Origin of the sequence: Nostoc sp., assembly GCF_036917315.1 — a bacterium.
Lineage (GTDB): Bacteria > Cyanobacteriota > Cyanobacteriia > Cyanobacteriales > Nostocaceae > Nostoc.
The window spans coordinates 186,052-208,348 of record NZ_JBALDR010000013.1 but is presented as its reverse complement, the minus strand read 5'-3'; the positions used below and the strand labels follow the sequence as shown (position 1 = coordinate 208,348).

18 protein-coding genes are annotated in these 22,297 nt (G+C 43.5%); 8 read left to right on the top strand and 10 right to left on the bottom strand.

Annotation, left to right across the window (positions count from 1 at the left end; genetic code table 11):
• Positions 1 to 16 precede the first annotated feature (16 nt).
• From V7K84_RS07225 to V7K84_RS07195, 7 genes are all read right to left on the bottom strand, one after another.
• Positions 17 to 364, bottom strand: a complete 348-nt coding sequence (locus tag V7K84_RS07225; RefSeq protein WP_334837126.1) for an inorganic diphosphatase — start codon at positions 362 to 364, stop codon at positions 17 to 19.
• 16 nt (positions 365 to 380) lie between these two features.
• Positions 381 to 1,328 (bottom strand): zinc-binding dehydrogenase, encoded by a 948-nt coding sequence (locus tag V7K84_RS07220; RefSeq protein WP_334837125.1) that lies wholly within the window; start codon positions 1,326 to 1,328, stop codon positions 381 to 383.
• Positions 1,329 to 2,000: 672 nt separating this feature from the next.
• Positions 2,001 to 3,386 carry an eCIS core domain-containing protein gene (locus tag V7K84_RS07215; RefSeq protein WP_334837124.1) on the bottom strand — a complete coding sequence of 462 codons (1,386 nt, stop codon included), beginning with the start codon at positions 3,384 to 3,386 and terminating at the stop codon, positions 2,001 to 2,003.
• A 543-nt stretch (positions 3,387 to 3,929) separates the two neighbouring features.
• Positions 3,930 to 4,985 (bottom strand): magnesium-protoporphyrin IX monomethyl ester (oxidative) cyclase, encoded by a 1,056-nt coding sequence (gene acsF / locus V7K84_RS07210; RefSeq protein ID WP_099102199.1) that lies wholly within the window; start codon positions 4,983 to 4,985, stop codon positions 3,930 to 3,932.
• Between the two features lie 310 nt (positions 4,986 to 5,295).
• Entirely contained in the window at positions 5,296 to 7,047 is a 1,752-nt protein-coding gene (locus V7K84_RS07205) for an ABC transporter ATP-binding protein (RefSeq protein WP_334837123.1), read from the bottom strand.
• Between the two features lie 246 nt (positions 7,048 to 7,293).
• Positions 7,294 to 7,944 carry a hypothetical protein gene (locus V7K84_RS07200; protein WP_334837122.1) on the bottom strand — a complete coding sequence of 217 codons (651 nt, stop codon included), beginning with the start codon at positions 7,942 to 7,944 and terminating at the stop codon, positions 7,294 to 7,296.
• Between the two features lie 10 nt (positions 7,945 to 7,954).
• On the bottom strand, positions 7,955 to 8,122 hold the full coding sequence (locus V7K84_RS07195; protein WP_334837121.1) for a hypothetical protein: 168 nt from the start codon (positions 8,120 to 8,122) through the stop codon (positions 7,955 to 7,957).
• Between the two features lie 225 nt (positions 8,123 to 8,347).
• On the opposite strand from V7K84_RS07195, the gene galE reads away from it, so the two are divergent.
• Complete coding sequence (galE, locus tag V7K84_RS07190) at positions 8,348 to 9,346, top strand: UDP-glucose 4-epimerase GalE (RefSeq protein WP_334837120.1); 999 nt, start codon at positions 8,348 to 8,350, stop codon at positions 9,344 to 9,346.
• Between the two features lie 173 nt (positions 9,347 to 9,519).
• On the opposite strand, the gene V7K84_RS07185 is transcribed toward galE, so the two are convergent.
• Both V7K84_RS07185 and V7K84_RS07180 read right to left on the bottom strand, forming a co-directional pair.
• A complete protein-coding gene (locus tag V7K84_RS07185) occupies positions 9,520 to 10,221 on the bottom strand; it encodes a hypothetical protein (RefSeq protein WP_334837119.1) in 702 nt (233 codons plus the stop codon).
• Complete coding sequence (locus V7K84_RS07180) at positions 10,196 to 11,467, bottom strand: urease accessory protein UreH domain-containing protein (protein WP_334837118.1); 1,272 nt, start codon at positions 11,465 to 11,467, stop codon at positions 10,196 to 10,198. The genes V7K84_RS07185 and V7K84_RS07180 overlap by 26 nt, the downstream gene beginning before the upstream one ends.
• Positions 11,468 to 11,926: 459 nt before the next feature.
• Between V7K84_RS07180 and V7K84_RS07175 the strand changes: the two genes are divergently transcribed.
• The 5 genes from V7K84_RS07175 to V7K84_RS07155 all read left to right on the top strand — a co-directional run bounded on the left by V7K84_RS07175 (position 11,927) and on the right by V7K84_RS07155 (position 17,581).
• Positions 11,927 to 13,324: an ABC transporter substrate-binding protein gene (locus tag V7K84_RS07175; protein ID WP_334837117.1), complete on the top strand. Its 1,398-nt coding sequence runs from the start codon at positions 11,927 to 11,929 to the stop codon at positions 13,322 to 13,324.
• A 52-nt stretch (positions 13,325 to 13,376) separates the two neighbouring features.
• On the top strand, positions 13,377 to 14,288 hold the full coding sequence (locus V7K84_RS07170; RefSeq protein WP_334837116.1) for a carbohydrate ABC transporter permease: 912 nt from the start codon (positions 13,377 to 13,379) through the stop codon (positions 14,286 to 14,288).
• 3 nt (positions 14,289 to 14,291) lie between these two features.
• Entirely contained in the window at positions 14,292 to 15,176 is an 885-nt protein-coding gene (locus V7K84_RS07165; protein ID WP_334837115.1) for a carbohydrate ABC transporter permease, read from the top strand.
• 103 nt (positions 15,177 to 15,279) lie between these two features.
• On the top strand, positions 15,280 to 16,371 hold the full coding sequence (locus V7K84_RS07160; RefSeq protein WP_334837114.1) for an ABC transporter ATP-binding protein: 1,092 nt from the start codon (positions 15,280 to 15,282) through the stop codon (positions 16,369 to 16,371).
• Between the two features lie 160 nt (positions 16,372 to 16,531).
• The gene (locus V7K84_RS07155) at positions 16,532 to 17,581 is read left to right on the top strand and encodes a M28 family peptidase (RefSeq protein WP_334837113.1); all 1,050 of its coding nucleotides are present in this window, start codon (positions 16,532 to 16,534) and stop codon (positions 17,579 to 17,581) included.
• A gap of 8 nt (positions 17,582 to 17,589) precedes the next feature.
• Here V7K84_RS07155 and V7K84_RS07150 read toward each other — a convergent pair whose 3' ends face one another.
• The gene (locus V7K84_RS07150) at positions 17,590 to 18,042 is read right to left on the bottom strand and encodes a hypothetical protein (RefSeq protein WP_334837112.1); all 453 of its coding nucleotides are present in this window, start codon (positions 18,040 to 18,042) and stop codon (positions 17,590 to 17,592) included.
• Positions 18,043 to 18,578: 536 nt separating this feature from the next.
• Here V7K84_RS07150 and V7K84_RS07145 point away from each other — a divergent pair.
• Positions 18,579 to 20,228 carry an alpha/beta hydrolase gene (locus tag V7K84_RS07145; protein ID WP_334837111.1) on the top strand — a complete coding sequence of 550 codons (1,650 nt, stop codon included), beginning with the start codon at positions 18,579 to 18,581 and terminating at the stop codon, positions 20,226 to 20,228.
• Between the two features lie 1,086 nt (positions 20,229 to 21,314).
• Positions 21,315 to 22,001 carry a DUF6875 domain-containing protein gene (locus V7K84_RS07140; RefSeq protein ID WP_334837110.1) on the top strand — a complete coding sequence of 229 codons (687 nt, stop codon included), beginning with the start codon at positions 21,315 to 21,317 and terminating at the stop codon, positions 21,999 to 22,001.
• Positions 22,002 to 22,297: the final 296 nt, after the last annotated feature.

Genomic DNA, 22,297 nt, shown 5'->3' with positions numbered 1-22,297 from the left:
CAAAAATGTAAGTAATTTAATTGCGAACCAATAATATTGCTGATTGAGAGCCTATATTGTGGATGTCCAAGATGACTCGGCTTTCCTCAGATGTACAACCTAGAAGTATCTTGATTTCTGTATCTCGTTTTTCCAGATCAACACTACAAATAACGGCAGTTACTGTTTGACTAGACAAACTACATATCCAGACATCAATATCAGATCCATCTCCAGAGCGAGTGTCTTGTAAATATCCATAGTCCAGGGGATAAACGAAAGATGGATAACGTGGATGTGATGTCCCTTTTGGGCGATCTATCTTGAGATTACTAAGGGCTACAAGCCGATCTAGTTTGAACCAGAAGTCAGTACTATCCCTCATAACCATCTGCGATCGCTCAATTTGAAATGTGCAACACAGCTTTGCCAGGAAAACGCCTATCGAGTAGTTGTTGTGCTACATCAGCTATTTGTGTCCAAGAAGCTTCTAAATCAATGTGAGGATGCAACTTACCTGCTTCTACTAGACTCAAAAGCCGTTTTAGACCGACTGCTGCTGATTCAAATCTCAATTCATCAAACAGACGTAGACCATACAGGCTCACGCTACCAGTCCCATAAAATTGAGCCGCGTTGAATGTCACTTCAGCTCCCCCAGATACTCCATACAGCACAGTTTTTCCATCCTGTGCCAGTAAGCCAAGGGCTACCCCCAAAGTCTTGCCACCCACTGACTCTACAATTAGGTCATAAGGGCCGTACTCGCTGGCGGGTGAGAGGTCTTCACCAATCACTACCGATTGCGCCCCTGCTTCTCTAACTAGAGTTTCATAGCCAGCTTGACGAATATGTGCCACGACTTGCGCTCCTGACAGTTGCGCCAATTGAATAGCGAAGTAACCTACGCCTCCTGATGCGCCTGTAACCAAAACTGTCCGACCCAAAAGTGAACCACCTTTTAACACCGCATGGTATGCAGTTAAACCCGCTACAGGCAATGTGGCAGCTTGAGCAAAAGATACCGATGACGGCACTACTGCTAAGGCGTTAGTAGGAACAGACACGAGTTCTGCCCAAGCACCGGCACGGCGCAAGCCAACTACACGCGCCCCTTGGGAAGGCCCCGAACCATCGGCAGCGGGGATTTCCACTACACCTGCTAAATCCCAACCAGGCTGCCAACCAGCCTCAGCAGTGGTTGAACGTTTTATCTCTCCCCGATTGAGGGAAATTGCCGCTACCCGCACTAGAGCTTCATCTGGGGCAGGCTTGGGTGCAGTCACTTCACTCAGTGCCAAACGCCCCGGCACATTGGGATCGACAATCACAGCACGTATTTTGCTCATAAGGTTGCCCTGGCTTAGAGATTAATTTCTAGTTCGTTGGTTCGCAATGTTATACCTGCAATAAACAATCTCGATAGATTAGCTATTTTTTCTTAACTCCAAATCCATGCAACTAGGTTAACGAGATTTAAAAACAACGGTAACTTGATAAGATTACAGTATTTTGTGGTTTGTAAAAAGAAAACTATCACAGACAGCCAGAAGAATCAAGCCCTTGTGAATAAATTCGCCGTTGACACTTGCACTGTAGTCAAACCAAATGGCTTCCGTATCGTTCGGCGTTCTTTTTATAATTTCTCAATTTGACTCCAAACAGTAGACCTCTTGCAAAAGTCCCTAACACCCCACCCCCAACTCCTCCCCGCTCTTCAGGCTACGGTGTATACACAAGTCTTCTAGAGTTGCGCCACAGGCTTTTGATCCCCCCAACCCCCCTTTTCAAGGGGGGCAAAAAGCTCTCAAAGTCCCCCTTTTTAAGGGGGATTTAGGGGGATCTAGGACGATTTTGGTTTTCTAGAAAGATGTGTGTACACCGTAGGCTCTTCGGGAGGGGAGACAAAGCGTAGCTTTGGCGGGGTTGGGGTTCTTTCTTATTTTTGATTTATGCAAGAGGTCTAGGGTAAACGCGAAAATAATTATTAACCGATTTGCGTTGTTATGGTGTTTTCGCCTCTATTTTTGAGTTTGAACCTCTACCTTTGCATCCGATTCATCTCCACTTTGAGCAACTTTTTCTGGGCCGCACTGTACCGGAGTTACTCCTGTACCTTGAGTGAGTCCGTGTTTCGTTGTGGCGTCATAAGCATTGTTATCAGTATTCGTTTGGGCGTAAGTATCGTTAAAAATCTTGTCAGATGCTGAGGTTGTTTTGCCAAGAAGCTTTTTGTGTAAATCTTTAAAAGCCTTCTCGTCAATAGTAATGTGCCCATTTTCGTGCGTATCAAGAGCGCTATAAAACCTTGCCCATTCTTTTTTAACAGGTTCGCACTGTTGGTCGAGTTCCGTCCAGACGGGCATTGCCTTAGTTTCTGTTACTAAGACATCTGCCTCGTAAACAATTTCATCGGATTTATCTTCTGCTTGGTAAGTTTTGACATCTTTTGCGGGGGCACAAGTAACACTGCCCGCTTCGCCCTTTCCTTGTGATGTTAAGTTTGTAATTGCTTCGGTAATATTTTTTCCCGAAGCAGTAATTGTGGCATTCTTTTTGTCAATTTTAGTTGTCCCTTTTTTGGGCGGCATACCATTAGATGTCTGTTCAACAGGGGCTGATGCTGTAGAAGTATCGCTTTGTTTCTGCACTTTGCCTGTCTGCTGTACCACATGGGTTAACTCATGGGCTGTCAACTCGTTATTACCAAGTGATTTCTCGGCGCTAAAGTAAACATCACTACCATGAGTAAAGGCCTGCGCTCCCAACGACTTACTCATCTGCGTAGCATTGGAGTCAGTATGTACTCGTACATCGTCGAATTTACTACCAAAGCGTGGTTCCATAAAGTCTCGCACTTCGGGAGATAACGGGCTTCCTCCACCCTTACTATTGCTTAACTGACTCTCAATATTGTCTTGGGTTTGAACGGTGCGATCGCTAACCTTTTGTAGCGACAACTCGGTTTGTACTTGCTCTTTTTCATGCTCACAATCTGCACATTCTCGTTGTACTATATGTGAATCTATTCCACCAATATTTATATTTGACTTAGGTCTAGGTAGAAGCATAATCTGGTCAGATGACTGCTCATACTGGTCTTTTGGCTGGCTACCTATAAGTTGCGGCTGTGGACGATGCAAAGATATGCGACTAATGTCGTGAACAAAAGGTTTTTCTTTGATAGCTTCTGGTTCTAATAATTGCTCATTAGCAGACGGGGCTTCTTGAAGGTCGCCATTGAGTGGAGTATTATTATTTGTTGGTAAACCAAAACCGCGTGTTGGATTGGCCAATGTGGGAATATTGGATGAGACAAGCGATGGATTCGTAAAATTTGATGTCCCTATGTGGGGCCGCTTCCATGTGGTTAAAGGCAAAGCGGCTTGTCTTTTAATGTCGCTCATCTCTCAATTCCTACATTTTCTAGATTAATTAGTAACCTCTTATCTATTGCATTCCAGTATCTTCTATACAAAAATATAACTATTTTATTGACATATTTGTATATCAATACAGTTCAGTTAAACCTAAAACGAAACTTCTACGTAGGTTGGTTTGAGGAACGAAACCCAACACTCCTTGACTTTGTTGGGTTTCACTTCGTTCTACCCAACCTACAATTTTCTTAACTATTTTATAGCAATCCTATTGGAGTTGTGAAAAATATAGATTATAAAACGAACCGCCAAGGACGCCATCGCGTAGCGTCTCGTTAGAGAAGGACGCCAAGGCAAGAAAGAAGAAAGAGAGATATAATTTTCACGAATGATTTAGAACTGCTATATATATACAAAATTTTAACTATTTTATTGACATCATTATGTATAGATTTTAATCTAGTTTTGTCATTATTCAGCTACCCGAATATTCAAGAATTGACATCTGGTGAAATTAACTATGCGTTATTCAGAACGCATAGTTAATTTCACCAGATGTCTAATAAATAACTAACGAACCGTTCCCCGCAGGGCTTCAGTATCAATTGGTTTGATGAGGTAAATTAACAGCAGATTCCAAACAATTGCTGCAATCAAAGGTAGTTTGCGAATTAGCTTTACCAATTTCGGATGATAACTGCCTTCAATCTCTGCAATTTTCAAGTTGTAACCTGCACAGCGTTGCAGACGTGGGAAAAACTTGGGATGTTCGGTATTCAACATTACAGGAAAAGCCCGTCCTGCGGTTTCATTGGTGTTGCGGACAACTTGGATATCAAATTCTGTGGCATCAAGTCCCAATGATTTGTAGAAGCCGGAACGTTCATGAACTGTCAGGGTGTGAGTAGCAAATACTGATAGCAAGAAAAAGCGACTCCACAGCCTAGATTTCCAGGTGTTCCAAAGTTGCGGTTGAGAACGCAATAATGCCTTGAATATATCTCCGTGGCGGTTTTCGTCCTGACACCAACTCTCAAAGTAGCGGAAGATGGGGTAAAACTGGTTTTCTGGGTGCTTTTCTAGATGCCTGAAAATAATAATGTAACGCCAGTAGCCGATTTTTTCTGAGAGGTAGACAGTGTAAAGTACCCATTCAATCGGGAAAAATGTATAAGTGCGGGTTTTGGTAACAGTGCCTAAATCAAGGGAGAGTTTAAAATCGGCCATGGCTTTGTTGAGAAATCCAGCATGGCGGGCTTCATCACGTGCCATCATTTGAAATATTTCCGCTAGCACTGGACTGCGATTTTTTAGCTTGCGGGATAATTCCTTGAATAGCAAGAAGCCGGAAAACTCAGAAATGCAAGAGCGTTCCAAATACTCTATAAACGCCTGCCTTGCTTCACCGTCAATGTGTTCCCAAGACTGCTCAAACGCTTCATCCCGAACAAAATGGTGGCGGTTGTAGTCTGTCCGCATTTCTGTCAACATCGCCTGCAACTCCGTTTCCTGGGCAGACAAATCCAGTTTGGCTGCGGTTTCAAAATCTGTAGTGTAAAACCGGGGGGTGAGTACGGTTTCTTTGCTGGGGGTTTTGATTTCTGGCTTGGGTAGGGTGTTAACCATGAGTAATGAGGCGATCGAATCAATAGTTCTATAACTATAAAGTTATGACAAATGCAATTATTTTGCTAGACCTATTTACAATCCTTCAGTAAAGTCGGAATTTCTGAATTTTTCTTCAACGGGTCGCGCCCAGGATTCCCCAATTAGCCAAGCATGAAGGTGAGTAATGGGCGCTCTGGGACTGGTTATTGGGTACTGGGGAAGAAATTTTTTAATTGGTTGGGGTCTGAATCCCCATTCCAATCTTCCCAATCCCCAGTCCCTAACTCAATCATAATTCTTTCCTTCTGCCCTCTGCCCCCTGCCTCCTTCACCGCAGTAATTCTTCAACTTGATGCTGGCTCCACAAAGTTCTGTATAAGCCCTGTTGTTGTAAAAGTTCTAAGTGATTTCCGACCTGAACAATTTTTCCCTTTTCCATGACAAAAATTCGGTCAGCCGCTGCCGCCGCTGATAATTGGTGCGTAATAAAAATTACTGTTTTACGTTCAGTACCACTGGAGAGATTTTTGAGAATTTTCGTAGCTGTTTGATTATCGACGCTAGAGAGAGCGTCATCCAAAATTAATACTGGAGCATTGACCAACATTGCACGAGCTAAAGCAGTACGTTGCCGTTGACCGCCAGAAAGATTAATACCGCGTTCGCCAACAATAGTTTCATATTGCTGCGGAAAATTCTGAATTTCCGATTCAATTTGGGCAAGTTTAGCGACAGATTCTACCTGCTGTTGTTCGCTAACTGGATCGCCATAGCGAATATTATTTTTGATTGTAGTGCTAAATAGAAAGCTATCTTGAGGAACGTAGGCGATCGCACCTCGTAAATCTGTCAAAGCGATCTTAGTAATATCTACCCCATCTAAAAACAATTGTCCTGATTCAATATCCAACAAGCGCGGTAAAGCATTGGCCAAAGTAGATTTCCCCGAACCAATTGCCCCAACAATCGCGACAGTTTCTCCAGGAGCAATGGTAAAGTTAACATTTGCTAAAGCTGGAGTAGTGGAACCAGGGTAATTGTAGGTGAGATTTTTCGCTGTCAGTTCGCCTTTGAGTTCAGCCACAGGCAGATGTATGGCATCGGCTGCATCTTTAATTTTTGGTGTGACAGAAAGAATAGCTTCAAGCCTATCGATACTAACTTCACCGCGTTGGTAGGCGGTAATTGTGAATCCTAAAAGGGCAGTGGGGAAAACTAGACGCTCTACATAAATTAACAGTGCTAAAAAATCGCCAACCTGAAGTGTACCAGCAGACATCCGTGCCGATCCCAGCCAGATGATTACCAGCGAACTAATATTAGCTAGCCCACCAATTAGCGGAAACAGTGTATTGCGGATTTTTGCCAATTCTAGATTAGCAGTCAATAGCTGCTGATTTTTCTTGGCAAAAGCTCGACGCTCGTTTGCTTCTTGAGCATAGATTTTAATTAAGGCAATGCCACTAATATCTTCCTGGATGAGTTCGCTGATGTCAGAGAGTTGCTCTTGGACTGCTGCTTGTTGTTTGCGTAAGCGATCGCTAAACAGACTCACCAACAAGAGCATAAAAGGATACACTGCTAGGGCGGCTAGGGTGAGATCCACACTAATCGCCAGCATTACTGGCAATGTCAGGGCGTAAGCAAACACCGTATTTGCCAAACTCAAAACCGCAAAACCCAATAAGCGCTTGATATTGTCCACATCACTAGTAGCCCGACTAATCAAATCGCCAGCAGTATTACTAGCAAAATAACCAGGCTCCAGCTTCAGTAAGTGTTCAAAAATCCGTTGTTTCAGGTCAAATTCCACCTGACGCCCCACCCCAAATAGCCAAATGCGTGATGCCATCCGCATTAGCCACATCGCCGAACTGAGCAAGATAATCACTACTACGTAATGTAGTATTTGGTTCCAGCTGAAGGTTGTTGAGAGTTTATCAACACCAGCACGAATCAACCAAGGGATATAAACACCCAGTGCATTGACAGACAACAAAGCGAGAATACCCAAGGAGGCTTCCCGCCAATGGGGTCGTAGGTAAGCACTGAGTTTAGCGATTCGTCGAGATTTTGCCATTAAAGCAATTGTGCAACTTTATCATCTAGATTAACTGCTAGTCCCAGAAGGCAGCTATGCAGAGGAAATACCGCTTGTGATAAATTTAGCTTTTGTTACCTCTTTTAACTGGATAGTTATGGCCGTTTGGTACTAGTAGTCCACCACAGCAACTTTAATGAAGAAATAAGTTCGTAGTCAGGACTTTAGCTCTTAAATTAAGCGCTCAAGCGCTCACTACGAACCAAGTATTGTTCTCTTGCCTGATTACCGCTGAACACGCATGAACCTGTAAACTTCAAGGAGATAACTTTCCCAAGTTCTTGTTGTCAATTGCAACGTTTGTGAATCTGGTACAAAGTCTTCAAGTCGTAAACCGCGTGTGCGAATATCTTGAGGATTTCCTTGTAACAGGTACGGAGGCACTCTCAAATTATAAGAAAGAATGCGATCGCCCGTTACATCTGAGATGTTCGCTGTGGTGGGTTGCCCTAATGCCACCAGTGTCCCAGATGTTGGTGTAGCAGTTGCGACAGATGTTTCACCTGTCATTGCTAGTGGCGCTCTATAAAGGAAATAAGCGACTGCTGGTGTACTTGCCAACAGCAAAATCGTCAGTGCCCAACCGATTAAGTATCCTCCTGGTTTGTCTATTCCACCTCCTTTGATTTTCTGAGCGGCAAGAATCATCAGTAAAACAGAGGCTCCTAGTGGCTTGAGTGGAAAAGATAGCATCCTCCACAACGACGCCACAGCAGGTTCATTGGGGTTAAGAAATGATAGGGCTACGATTACCAAGATCACGACTAAGATTAATCGTCCGACAAAACTTCCAGAGGGATAAAATCGCTGGAACAGAGAATAAACGATAGTGCCAATCAGCAGCCACAGCAGTACCCGGCTTAACAATAGAAACATAGACTAACTCTCAAATTTTCTGGTGCAGTGAGCCAGTGTGGTGGTGTTCGCGTAGCATCTCCGTCAGGAGAGGCAGTCCGTTTCGATCGGGGTTGCCCCCAGAAAAGACTGCCATGCCGGGAAACCATGCATGAAACAACTGGCGACTTCTTACTGATAGCGACGTTAGAAGCGTCACCCGTAAGGCTCAACCTAGAGGTTTCGGGAAATGGATTTATTTTATTGTCAAATTGTAATCGTACTGTTTGACTTAAAATTTCTCAAACCTCACACCCAATGACTACCGTCGTAGTGATTTTAGTGCAATTTTTTGACACTGCGTCTATTATTTATAATTTTCCAGAAGAGTAATCTCATACCGGTAAACTAAATTAATTAAGTAATCGACTCAAAAGGAAAAACTATGTCGCCTGGAAAGCCTACTATTCTGGTAACAGGGGGAGCTGGATATATTGGTTCCCATACAGTGCTTGCTTTGAAGAAAGCGGGTTATGGCGTTGTCATACTTGATAATCTGGTTTATGGACATAGCGATCTAGTAGAAAAGGTTTTACAGGTAGAACTGATAATTGGGGACACAAGCGATCGCGCCTTGCTAGATCATGTATTTAAAACCCACGATATTGCCGCAGTGATGCATTTTTCGGCTTATGCCTACGTAGGAGAGTCGGTGAGCGATCCGGCCAAATATTACCGCAATAATGTCCTTGGTACTTTGACCCTGTTAGAAGCGATGCTGACAGCATCTGTAAAGAAATTTGTCTTTTCTTCTACCTGTGCTACCTACGGGGTACCGGAATTCGTCCCCATTCCAGAAACCCATCCCCAAAATCCGATTAATCCCTATGGCGCTACAAAGCTGATGGTAGAAAGGATTCTCTCTGATTTTGATGTCGCTTACGGTTTGCAATCAGTACGTTTTCGCTACTTCAATGCTGCTGGTGCTAATCCAGATGGCTTACTGGGCGAGGATCACAACCCAGAAACTCATTTGATTCCCTTGGTGCTAATGACAGCTTTAGGCAAACGAGAATCCATTTCAATTTTCGGCACTGATTACCCCACACCCGATGGTACGTGTATTCGCGATTATATTCACGTTAACGACTTAGCAGATGCCCATATTTTGGGCTTGGAATATTTATTAAAAGGTGGCGATAGCGAAGTTTTTAATTTGAGCAATGGCAGCGGTTTCTCCGTCAAAGAAGTCATTGCCGCAGTCGAAGAGGTGACAGGAATTAGCATACCAGTAGAAGAACGCGATCGCCGTCCTGGCGATCCCCCAGTTCTCATTGGCACCAGCGAGAAAGCCAGAACAATCTTAGGCTGGCAACCTCACTATCCATCCATCAAAGATATCGTCGCTGACGCGTGGCAGTGGCATCAGAAGCGACATAAGTAATGCAGGGGGGCAGGGGAGCAGAGGGGCAGAGGGGCAGAGGGGCACAGAGGCAGCACTTCGGCTACGCTGAGTGACCGAGGAGCAGAGGGAAAAGACTTACTGTAAAAACTTCCCCTGCTCCCCTGCTCCCCTGCTCCCCTGCCCCCCTGCTCCCCTGCCCCTCTGCTTCCTCCCTACTCCCCACCCCTCCTCATACTTTGCATGACGACAACTAAGATGCCGATAAATCCGAGAATTGGCAGTGCGATCGCCCAAGTTGGTAATTGTTGAGATTGACCCTCTACTAGATCGCCATTGACATTTCGCAGATTTTGTGTATTCTGTGTAGACCCGCCTCCTGCCACAGTCACTTCAAATTTGAATTCAAAGGGTTTGAATCTTGCCCCAGAGACAGGTTTTCCATTTAGTTGCAACTCATAAAGACCTGGTTTGGGAAAGACAACTTCTGCACCTGGGATGCCTTGATAACGTTCGGCTGCCACAGGTTTTAACTGTGGTTCTAACAGCGGTGGCTCTCCGGCTGCATAAGGTTCGGCATAAACAGCCAACTGACAATTACACTGTGATAGGGGAATCACCTTTCCACCTCTGCGGGTAAGTGCAAACCAGGCTTGGCTTGCTTCTCCAGCACGGGGATTATCATTTGGTTCAATGTGGAGAGTACCGCCAACATCTGAGGCTACTTCCACCTTATGAGCAAAAGCAGGGTAAAGATTAGTTATTGATATAACTAAGCAACTCAGGAATAATAAATACTTTATTGTTCTTTGATTCTTCCAGAAAATGCCTTTGAGGGGATAACGCCTCTGTTTTTGACTCTTTGGAATGGAATCTGAAAATAAAGATGATTTACCGCGATTTGGTTGGGGGAACATAAAACTTTTCTACGGCTAACTTTGACCAGAAAAAGCGCGATCGCACTAGCAAAACACTGAGAGTAACAATTACCATCAGTACTGCCGCTAATTTATTTCCCCAAGTTGATTGCAAGGAACCCAGGTAATGGGAACCAATCAACACAGTATGAATGGCACTCAAGAGCAAGGCTGGCACACCCAATAGATGAATCTGTCGCCAACGCTTGCCCAAAGATTTTTGCAACGATTCCCAACTTGTAAAAGCGGCGGGGGACATTAATACCAATGCTACAGCACCCGCAGCCATCCCCCACTGAAATTCTGGTGGCAGAAACGAAAAGGCGGCAAAATTCCATTGCAATGAGTGTTCTATCATGTGGACGGTGTGAACCACAGAAAGCACAAAAGCTCCCACTCCCAAGCCGCGGCGGTAACGCAGTGGTGAAGCCCACAAGCCACTAATCGGACGGGCAATTAACGCCAAAATTAAGCAGATTAAGGCGGCGTGTCCGGTGTAATCTACCATTGTGTCACCAGTCCGCAGCAAGGTGATAACGCCAATGGTGAGTGTTACCCAACCGCCCAATCGAAACAACTGACTGCGCCTGTCTTTACTTACCAAAGATGTGGAAACGCCTACACCTAGCATCGTGGGCAAGGTTCCCAAGCCAAAAGCCAGCATAGTAGCTGTACTCATCCATAAATTGCCAGTTTCAGCGGCTTTAATTTGGGCAGCATACAGGAAACCACAGGGCATTAAACCCCAAGTCATCCCCAAAAGCATTGGCGTCCACCATTTGGTTTTTAAAGAAAGTTTAACCATTCCGCTGCTGAGGCGATCGTGTAAACTACCTTGCAATAGGGGATGTAATACGGGAATGCGCGGTAGTAAATCGGGTTTTAGTTGTCCTAAGCCAAACCAAATCAACATCACACCAGTCAGAATTGCCATCCAGCGCCGGAAGTCGCTGCCAATACCCGCTAGCTGTCCACCTTGCAGCAATACCGAACCTAGCGCCCCAATGCCAGCACCGACTAGAGCATAGCTCAACATCCGCCCCAGGTTTAGCAGGATATGAAATTTTAATTGCTGTTGCCAAGTATCGGGCTTTTCTAAGGTTGATGTCCGTCCCAAAGAGACTGTTTGTGGAATTTTCGGCTGATGAGACAGAGAAAATGCCACTGTTAGCGGGCCACACATCCCAAAGCAGTGTCCAAAACTCCCCAGGAACCCCAGGACTGCAATCAGCAAAAAATCTACCATAAAAAAAGTTCCGAGTTCTGAGTCATGAGTCCTGAGTGTAAGAATAAAGATTTTGAAGAAGTAATTAAGAAATTCTTTTCTTCTTTGCTCAGTACTCAGCACTCCTCTAGTGGGGCACTTTACGTGAAGTTGCGATCGCTGTCAAAAGACAAAGCGTCAAACTTGATGTTTTCTCTAGGAAATGTAATTTATCTAAACTTTTGCTGACAATTGGCTAAATTCTATTATCAAGCGCTAAGTAGGTAAGCAAAATAAAATCAAACTATGTTGACAAAAATAAATGAGGCTAAAACCCTCTTATTTCCTGATTTTTGCCTTCTGCTTCCTGCCTTATCCCAACAACAAATATTTATGCCCACTACTGATTAAGCCGTAAAAAAATAATACGAAATAATCTTTTTGGAGATGTTTTATGTTTTTCTTTCCTAAGGATTACTACTAGCGATCGCTACATTAATAATGTTGTACCGAAAGCCAATAAACAATTTGCAAAAATTCATTCAAAAACAAAATTACCTACATATAGGGGTTTTTCTGGCAACTCTCTTAAGCATCATATTATTTAGTTGGATAGCGCTCTCGCAGCAACCAGTTACCCTCAATCTGTTAATGACTGCCCCTGATGCCCAACCTTGGAGGCAGGGTTTAATTAGAGACTTCGAGGCTGAAAACCCTGGTATTCGCATTAACTTAGTTGAAGGGCCGAATGCCACAAATTTGCTCGAAGACCTGTACACCTCATCTTTTATCTTGGGTGAATCACCTTATGACCTGATTAATATGGATGTCATCTGGACATCCAAGTTTGCTGCTGCTGGATGGTTGCTACCTTTAGGCGATCGCATTTCTAAAGAGGAGTTGGCAGCATTTTCATCCCAGGATGTAGAAGGGGGACGTTATCAAAACCAGCTGTACCGCATTCCAGTGCGTTCTGACGTGGGAATGCTCTACTACCGGGAAGATTTAATCAAACAAGCAGGATTGCAACCGCCAGAAACCTTTGATGATTTGATCCGAATTTCCCAAGTCTTGCAGAAGAAAAACCAGGTGAAGTGGGGCTATGTTTGGCAGGGTCGCCAATATGAAGGACTTGTGGCGATGTTTGCAGAAATCCTTGGTGGCTTTGGTGGCTTCTGGGTTAAACCTGACACCCTGGAAGTTGGACTAGATCGACCAGAAACATTACAAGCCATTGAGTTTCTGCGTAGTACTATCAGGGAAGGCGTTTCTCCTCCTGGAGTCACGACCTATCAAGAAGAAGATACCCGCCGCTTGTTTCAAAGTGGTCAAGTAGCGTTTTTACGTAGTTGGCCATACGCGTGGCCTTTAGCACAGGCAGATAATTCACCAATCCGGGGCAAAATTGCGATTAAACCGATGGTTCATGCTCCTGGTAAGACAGGAGCGGCAAGTCTTGGGGGCTGGGGTTTAGGGATTTCTAAAACCTCTAGACATCCTGAAGAAGCTTGGAAAGCAATTAAGTATTTTACCAGTCGAGAAGCACAGCGCCGATTCATTTTCAGTGCAGGTTATGTACCCAGTCGGCGGGAACTGTTTACAGACCCAGGGATTGTTGCTAAATACCCCCACTATCCGCAGTTATTGCAGGTCGTAGACAATGCCGTTTTACGTCCACCGATCGCCCAATATGCTCAGACATCAGATATTTTACAGCGTTATCTCAGCGCCGCATTATCCGGTCGGATGAATCCTGAACGAGCAATGCAAGCTGCTGCTGCGGAAACGCGCCGACTATTGGCGGCAGGGGGCAAAGGGGGCAAAGGGGGCAAAGGGAGCAGAGGGGCAGGCGAGCAGAGGGGCAGGGGGGCAGGGGGGCAGGGGAGAAGAATTACATAGCCAGTTTCCAATCCCCAATGCCTAATGACAAATGACAAATGACAAATGACAAATGACAAATTTACATACACTAAGAAATCGAGAACAACAGACAGCCTGGATCTTACTAACACCAGCATTGCTGCTGTTGTTGTTTGTATTTGCCTACCCGATTTTACGAGCATTTTGGTTAAGCGTATTTACTAGAAATTTGGGAACAGAGTTACAACCCGTATTCTCTGGTTTGGAGAATTATGTGCGGATGGCGGGTGATGGTCGTTTTTGGCAGAGTTTGTGGGCGACAACCGTGTTCACAACAGCATCAGTCATCTCAGAACTGCTGCTAGGACTGGGGATTGCCCTAGTTCTCAATCAGGCGTTTGTTGGGCGGGGCATAGTGCGTACAACCGCCATTATCCCTTGGGCTTTGCCTACTTCTCTTATTGGTTTGGCGTGGGCTTGGATTTTTAACGACCAGTTTGGGGTTGTGAATGATATTCTGCTGCGCTTGGGGCTGATTAAGACTGGGATTAATTGGTTAGGAGAGCCAACGCTGGCGACGATCGCACTGGTTTTTGCTGATGTTTGGAAAACTACGCCGTTTATCAGTATCCTGTTGCTAGCTGGGTTGCAGTCGATATCAAAAGACCTCCATGAAGCTTACTCAGTTGATGGGGCAACTGCTTGGCAAAGTTTCCGCAATATTACCCTGCCATTGCTGCTGCCGCAGATATTAATTGCAGTGCTATTTCGGTTTGCTCAAGCTTTCGGGATTTTTGACTTGGTTGCTGTGATGACTGGGGGTGGCCCTGGTGGCGCTACGGAAGTGGTGTCATTGTACATTTACTCCACGGTGATGCGCTACTTAGATTTTGGTTATGGAGCAGCCCTGGTAGTAGTGACATTTTTAATATTAATTGCGGCGGTGGCGATCGCTAGTTTCTTGCTTAACAAATACCGTGCCAAAACATCAGGAGCCATTTAAGCCATGAGTGTAACTCCCCAAGCAGTTCCAACGACTCCAAAACGAACAGGGGAAACCAAGTTTTCTCTGAAAAAAATCTTGCTGTTCATCATAGTTGTATTAATAGTAGTATTTAGCCTAGCGCCAGCTCTATGGCAATTGCTGACCTCATTTAAAGTGAATGAGGATATTGCCGCTGTTCCTACTGTCTATTTCCCCACACGATTCACTTTCAATCACTACATTGAGTTATTCACCCGTCGTCCATTTTGGCGCTACATCTTCAACAGCGCTTTTGTGTCGATTACTTCTACCGCTGTAGCTTTAGCGATCGGCGCACCTGCGGCTTATGCTCTAGCACGGTTACGCCCTTGGGGTGAAAAAGTTATCCTCGCCAGCATTTTAATTGTTACCTTATTTCCTGGAATTCTCTTGTTCTTAGGACTATTAGAAATTATCCAAGCGCTGAAATTGGGCAATAATTATCTGGCGCTGATTATACCCTATACTGCGATCAATTTGCCGCTAACAATCTTAGTACTTAAAAGCTTTTTTGAAAAATTACCAAAAGACTTGGAAGATTCTGCTAGGGTCGATGGCTACAACACCTTTCAACTACTGTGGCAAATTGTGCTACCCATGACCCTTCCCGCCTTAGTAACTACTGGAATCCTTACCTTTATTTTTGCTTGGAACGAGTTTATTTTCGCTCTCACGTTTATGACGCGTGAAGAGTTGAAGACAATTCCCGTTGCTGCGGCTCAGTTGGGTGGTGCGACAATATATGAAATTCCCTATGGCCCGATCGCTGCTGCAACTGTCATCGGGACATTACCCCTGATTTTACTAGTTTTGTTTTTCCAGCGCCGGATTGTCCAAGGTCTTACCGCTGGTGCTGTCAAGGGATAAGGGGGAGCAGGGGAGCAGGGGAGCAGGGGAGCAGGGGAAGCAGAGGGGAGAATAATAATTTCTGACTAATGACCAATGACCAATGACAAATGACAAATGAAAAATGGCTAAACTCGAACTTAAAAACTTGAATAAAACCTACAGTCCTAAAGTCGTTCCTGTCAAAGACGTTAGTTTAACTGTAGATAACCATGAGTTTCTCACTTTACTTGGCCCTTCTGGCTGTGGCAAATCCACCGTCCTACGGATGATTGCGGGTCTTGAAGAACCGACTCGCGGTCAAATCGAGATTGGTGAGGTGGATGTCACCTATAAACGAGCAAGCGATCGCAATATTGCAATGGTATTTCAAAGCTATGCACTCTATCCTCACATGACGGTGTACGAAAACCTCGCTTCTGGACTCAAGCTGAAAAAAGTACCACCGACAGAAATTAAACAGCGAGTGGCAGAAGTGGCAGAAGTTTTAGGATTAGCAGAGTTAATGAACCGTAAGCCTGGTCAAATGTCTGGAGGTCAACGGCAACGGGTTGCTGTCGGTCGTGCTTTGGTGCGTAATGCCGATGTCTACCTGCTGGATGAACCTTTAAGTAACCTGGATGCACTATTGCGGGAACGAGTCCGAGCCGATATTAAGCAAATTTTTGCCGCCCAAAAAGTGCCAGTTGTTTACGTCACCCACGACCAAACAGAAGCAATGACGCTCTCCACGAAAGTTGCCTTGCTCAATGATGGCTATGTCCAGCAACTTGACCCACCTGACCGCATTTATAACCATCCAGCTAATCTATTTGTGGCTGGATTTGTTGGTAGTCCGCAAATGAATTTGCTGACTCTACCTTGTAAGGGACAATACGCGCTCCTGGGTAACTTCCAAATACTTCTCCCAGATATACCAACTGTACCACCGCAGATTGTTCTGGGAATCCGCCCAGAAAATGTCCGCATTGCTCAACCAGGTGATACCCAAACTATTCAAGGGCGAGTGTTTTTAGTGGAAAATTTGGGTATGCACTATTTGGTCAGTGTCAGGGTTGAGGGTTCACAAACCGGAGCGATTACGGTACGTGCTTTGTTGCCAACAGACCAAAATTGGAGTAATGAGGATATTACACTAGCATTGCCCCCTGAAGATATTCACTGGTTTGATGTGCAATCTGGCCATGCTCTTGTTAAAAGACAAATGTTAGGTTAACGCAAGCAAGAGACGCGATGAATCGCTGTCTCTACAATAATCAGATTTATTGCGTCATTGCGATCTAGAATTTTCATCAAAAACCTTAACCGAAGCAATCTTGGAAAGTGATGCTTGGGGATTTGCGCTACCCTAAGTCTGGAAGCCAAGGATAAATCAGATGAGAAAATGGATTTGGCTGATGCTGTTGGTGCTGATGACAGTTGCCGTGTTGGGTAGCAGAGGTAGCACGTTTTTTGAACAGCGTCCCTCACCGACAATTGTTGAGCGGATTCCAGTAAAAGCACCCGAACCACAGCCATCAAGGGAAGTTGATATTACTCCCCAAGTGTCTACTGACAAGCTGTTAAACCATATCCAAAAGTTGAATTTTCAGCGCTACACAACAAAAGAGCGATCGCTTACTCGCACTTATATTACAACTGAACTGAAAAAATTCGGCTGGAAACCTAAATTAGAAAAGTTCTCTGACGGTGTAAATATTTTTGCCGAACGCCCAGGAACTAACAAAGCCGCTAAAGCAATTCTCGTAGCAGCGCATTACGATACTGTTGCCTCTTCTCCTGGTGCTGATGATAATGCCAGTGGCGTAGCTGTAGTGCTGGAAGTAGCTCGGTTGCTCGGTTCTCGTCCTACGCCACGAACGTTACAGCTAGCTTTTTTTGACCAAGAGGAAGCAGGACTTTTGGGTAGTCAGGCTTTTGTGAGTAAGACAGGACGCTTGCAAAATTTAGGCGGAGCGATCGTTATGGATATGGTAGGTTACGCTTGTTATACTCCTGGGTGTCAGAAATACCCTGCTGGATTGCCTGTTACGCCACCTAGCGACAAGGGCGACTTTTTGGCAGTAGTCGGTGATACAGAACATTTGTCTTTACTGAATGCCTTTCAAAACTCACAAAATATCCCCTCAACCGCGCTGAATAAACAGGAATCAATGCCAGCAGTTCTAACATTACCAATTCCTTTTAAAGGTTTACTGACACCAGATACCCTACGCAGCGACCATGCACCGTTTTGGTATCAGGGGGTGGGCGCTGTGCTGGTGACAGATACCGCAAATTTACGCACTCCGCACTATCATAAACCTAGCGATGTGCCAGCGACGATCGAGCGATCGTTCTTCACCGGAGCAGCACAAATTGTAGTTAATGCGACTAGTGCCTTGTTAGAGAAAGACCAGGTTTTGGAAACTCAACCACCAAGCTAACTGATGAATTATGAGTTATCTTGACTAGCTTTTGGTTCCGGGAAAGTCAACGTCCAATTATTTTTATCATTGACCTGAGAATACAAACCTTGGAGAATGAGCCGTAGAGTTTTTCGAGTTCTAATAGGCTTCTTTACCAGATAAGTTCCTGGTTCAGCAAAGATATCATCAAAGTTTTGTTTATGACCAAATTGTTTTGAACAGTAACTACCAGCACCTTGGACTGTTAACACAAAAAATGGAGCTTGTTTGTATTCATCAGGAATCATAAATATTCCATATACATGGTGACGACCACGCCACGGCTGAACACTAACCTTAGTAGCATGTACTTGGAATTTTGTAGTTTTTGATGCGATAAAAGCCTCGAAATTGCAATCAGAATCATTCACAGGCCACCACAGTGCAATAATACTCAGAGAGAGCAGAAAAATTAAAATATAGGGTAGTCTGCGACGCATAAAGCCAAGAAAAATTGTTGATGCGGTTGGGGGGATTTGATGAGTAACGATCGTGCAGCTACAGCAATCAGACTATTCACTTGCAATACCTCTGCAAGATGTTTTAAAGAGAAAAGACAAAACATTAAGCAGTCGGTAAAATTTTCCTGTCAAAAAAAATTGCAGATTGTAGATGCGTAGTTTACCGCCGCAGGCATCGCTTTCCCTGTTCTAGTAGCTCCGTTACAGTCTTAAACCTAGCTGAGAAACAATCGAGCTTTTGTGGCTGTTAACACTGATTTATGCTCAAATTTTTAACTGTGATGAATTCTACAATTCGTTACTTTTGTTATGCTTGTAATATGGCTCTGTTTGCATCAGCAGATGCTTTCAGGAGATTAGAGCGTAGGCGTAGCACTTCGACAAGCTCAGTGACCATCGTAGACATCGCCATCAAGTTAAGAAAAAATTTACTTTTATTTCTAAGCAATTATTGGGGTAGTCAAATACACAAATATCCGTTATATTCCCGTAAGTAACAGTTGGTATAAAAGTTTATGGGAAAAATTTGGAGAGGTCTTAAGACAGTTGCGGGTTTCTTTGGCGCCATCGCACTTACACAGTTTGGTGCAAATACTTCGGCCATTGCTGCTGACACTGTTGTTGTGCGTTTGGGTTTATTTACAGAATCCATCTCTCTTACTGAGTTGCAAAAGGCTGTAAAAACAGGAAAATTGCCTGGGAGTTTACAGTCTTTATCTGAAGAACAACGCCGCTTCTTCTTGGGGGCGCTGGGTATGAATATACCTATGAATGTTGTCACACTTGATAGGTTAATTAATACCCAGATTGGTACAACTATTCTCAATGATTTCGCTACAGCCTTAGCCCGAAAGGACAAAGCTGGGGTACAAGCACTGAGAGCAGGATTGGTATTAGGTTCTAATGCACCGCAAGGTCTTTCTATACTGAGTTTTATTGCTGCTTATCCCAGTAAACGCTTAGAAATTGATTTGCCAAAGGCTTTCGCTGTTGCAGGGAATTTAAATACAGCTTTTTGGCGCACCCAGCAATTCATGTTAGCGATCGCTCCCCAACTCGATCCCATAACAGCACATCCGAGAACACCGCAGATTGCTTTCCCTTTCGATCCCAGCCAACCAGGAAGCGCCCAAGTAAAAATACTCAACTTAAGCCTAAATGACCAAAAGCGCGATCGCCAAATCCCAGTTGATATTTACTGGTCAACTGCTGCAACTCCCGACAAACCCGTAATTGTCTTTTCTCACGGCTTCGGGTCAGTCCGCACGGACTTGCGTTATCTAGCAGAACATTTAGCATCCCACGGTTACGTAGTGGCAGCTTTAGAACATCCTGGTAGTAATCAGGCAAATGCTAACTTAGCATTTCAAGGCAAAACCAGGGTCATGAAGCCTCAAGAGTTTTTGTATCGTCCTCAAGATATTAGTTTTGTCCTTGACGAATTGGAAAAGCTCAACCAAACAGCTAATCATCCTCTGCAAGGGAAACTTGCAACCACAAACGCGATGGTTGTTGGCTATTCTTTTGGTGGTGGTACAGCTTTAGCACTGGCTGGGGCCGAGTTGCAACTAGAACATCTCAAACAACGCTGTAAAAAGAACCTGACTATCTTGAGTTTGGGAGAAAATATGCAGTGTATCGCTCAAGAACTACCAGAAAATAGCTACCAACTACGAGATCCCAGAATCAAACAAGCGATCGCTCTCAATCCGACAACTTCTCTAATTTTTGGCGAAACTGGGTTAACTAAGATACAAGTTCCTACCATAGTGTTAGCAGGTTCCGCCGATAAAACCACCCCAGCTTTAACTGAACAGATTGTCGGATTTGAAAAAATCCCATCCCCAAAATGGCTAGTTGGTATAATTGGGAGTACTCATCTCAGTGTAAAAGACCCCAGCACCACATTAGATCAGATCGGACAACCAAATACACCGATTAGTGGCGGTGAAGTTGTCGGCGAACAAGCAGCAGATGTTCGCAAGTACGTTAAAGCTCTAACCTTGGCTTTTGCTGCACAGATGACTCCAGAAGCTAAAAACTATGCTATCTTCCTGACACCAGACTATGCTCAGTTTGCTTCAACTGCCGCATTTCCATTTCGTCTAATTACGCAGATTCCTCCTGAAGCTATGGCAGTGGTGAAAGAATTTGTTGAGAAATAAGAGACTTCCAATTAAACAAATATAGGACTTACGTATCATACATATTGACTATACTAATTTTGGGCTTTGGAGCCATGTCTAAGAGGATGTTTGAAAAGTCATGATTGATATGCCAAATATTGTTTACCCCACCCTAACCCTCCCCGATATATTGGGGAGGGAACCGGATTTTTCTTGTTTCCCCCCTTTATAAGGGGGGACTAAGGAGGGTAACAACGTAATTAAAATCACAGCCAACCACTTTTCAAACATCCTCTAACACCCAGAACAGTAAATATGCAACAAAATCGGGGTTGCAATCAGCACCTGAAATATAAAGTTGACTCAATGCATATTATGGTTAATTGGTATAGTACTGTAAGTCCTAAAATATTTAATTTTGTGAGTAGCTTACTTAAGAATAGGGATATGAACGGTAGAAGTCGCGCTCATTCTGCCTCCCCTTTTGATTTTTATTTTTAGACCAAATATGCTGTGATTAATATACAGCTTATACAATTGGCTTTATACCAATTCTGTGTAAAATTTTTATTTACTACAAGTGTATTGCCTTGATAGTAGCCCTAAAGTTGCTGTTAAATCTACACCAAATTTTCACAGTAAAAATAACTATTTACACATAAAATTTATAATGTATTCATAAAAATAACAGAAGCTTAAGAGTGTAAAAAACTAGGAGTAGATGCCGAATGATGATGATACATACGTATCCTATAGAAATCGTAAATTCTTTTTGAAAAGCTCTGTCAATTAATTGTAGAGTATATTAGCAAGTGTAACACGACCTACACGTGTTTCAAGATTTAAATATTAGTTCTGAGGCTAACATATTACAAACTAATTTCAAAACAAATGAAAACAAGTTATTTGATGCGAAATATGTTTGTGTATGTATTGAGGTAACTTACTTTAAGTTCACAAAACCAAATGAGAGATCATTGTTATCTTCTGCAAGCCAAAGATTAACCAAAAATCAACAACAAAGGGCTTGTTTTATTTACTTAAATAATTAGTTTTACAATACACATGTAGGTAAAACTAATTTGGGATTCAGAATTAAACAATTATTCCATTCCACTCAAGCTTATGCAACTCTATACAACTCGTGAAATTGAACAACTCCAGCAACACGAAGACCTTTCTGTCTTAATTGAAATTATGGAGTGGGTGAAAAATTTTTTAGGAAGGTCTCATCCTAACTTAGGTAGACCCGGCGTAGTTTGCCCCTTTGTACCTTACTCCCTCAAATCAAATAGTATTCGTCTAGCAGTTATTCACACAAAAGATTTGTATCCAGAACAATTAGAAGAAATTGTTGGACGCTATCGAGATATATTTCTGCAAATAGATGTTAAAGAGCAGGAATTAGCAATTAATAAAGCATTTTTACTTATTTTTCCTGACATCCATATAGAAGACGCTTCTAAAGTAGTAGATAGTGTCCAACAAAAACTTAAACCTTTGTTTGTTGAGTCAGGACTGATGATAGGAGAATTTCATAAACGTAATGAAAGTCCTGGTCTGCACAACCCAAGCTTTCGCCCACTTCGTAGCCCCATCCCCTTGTTGGCTATTCGGTTCATGGTTGAAGCTGACCTCCCTTTTCTTCAGAATCCGGCCGATCCGCACTTACGTATTCGGTATCTGGAAGCTTATTTAAAGAATTTTGAGCATAAATTTACAGATGAAACAAAGTTTAAAAATGCTCATGAAGCATTGGCTTTAGCAAAAGAACAAATTAAACAAGAAATTTTGGTGAGTTCTTGTATATAACAAACGTTTGAATTCAGGGCTAGTAATTGAGCATAGGTATGGAGGATTAAAAGTCTTTTCGATTCGCTGCACCTTGAAATAAGTGGGATAAAATGACGAATTTACTGCTACTTGCAATCGCTTAGTGCAGATAGCATCAAATTGTCATCAGTATGCAAATTATCGTACTACAGTAGAAGCGATCGCTAATTATCAATTAGTCAATATCAATACTTCAACAACTTCACTCTGATTTGTAATAATTGCGCACACATTTTTGTGAAGAGATTTAGGATTGCTATATTATTTGTGATATA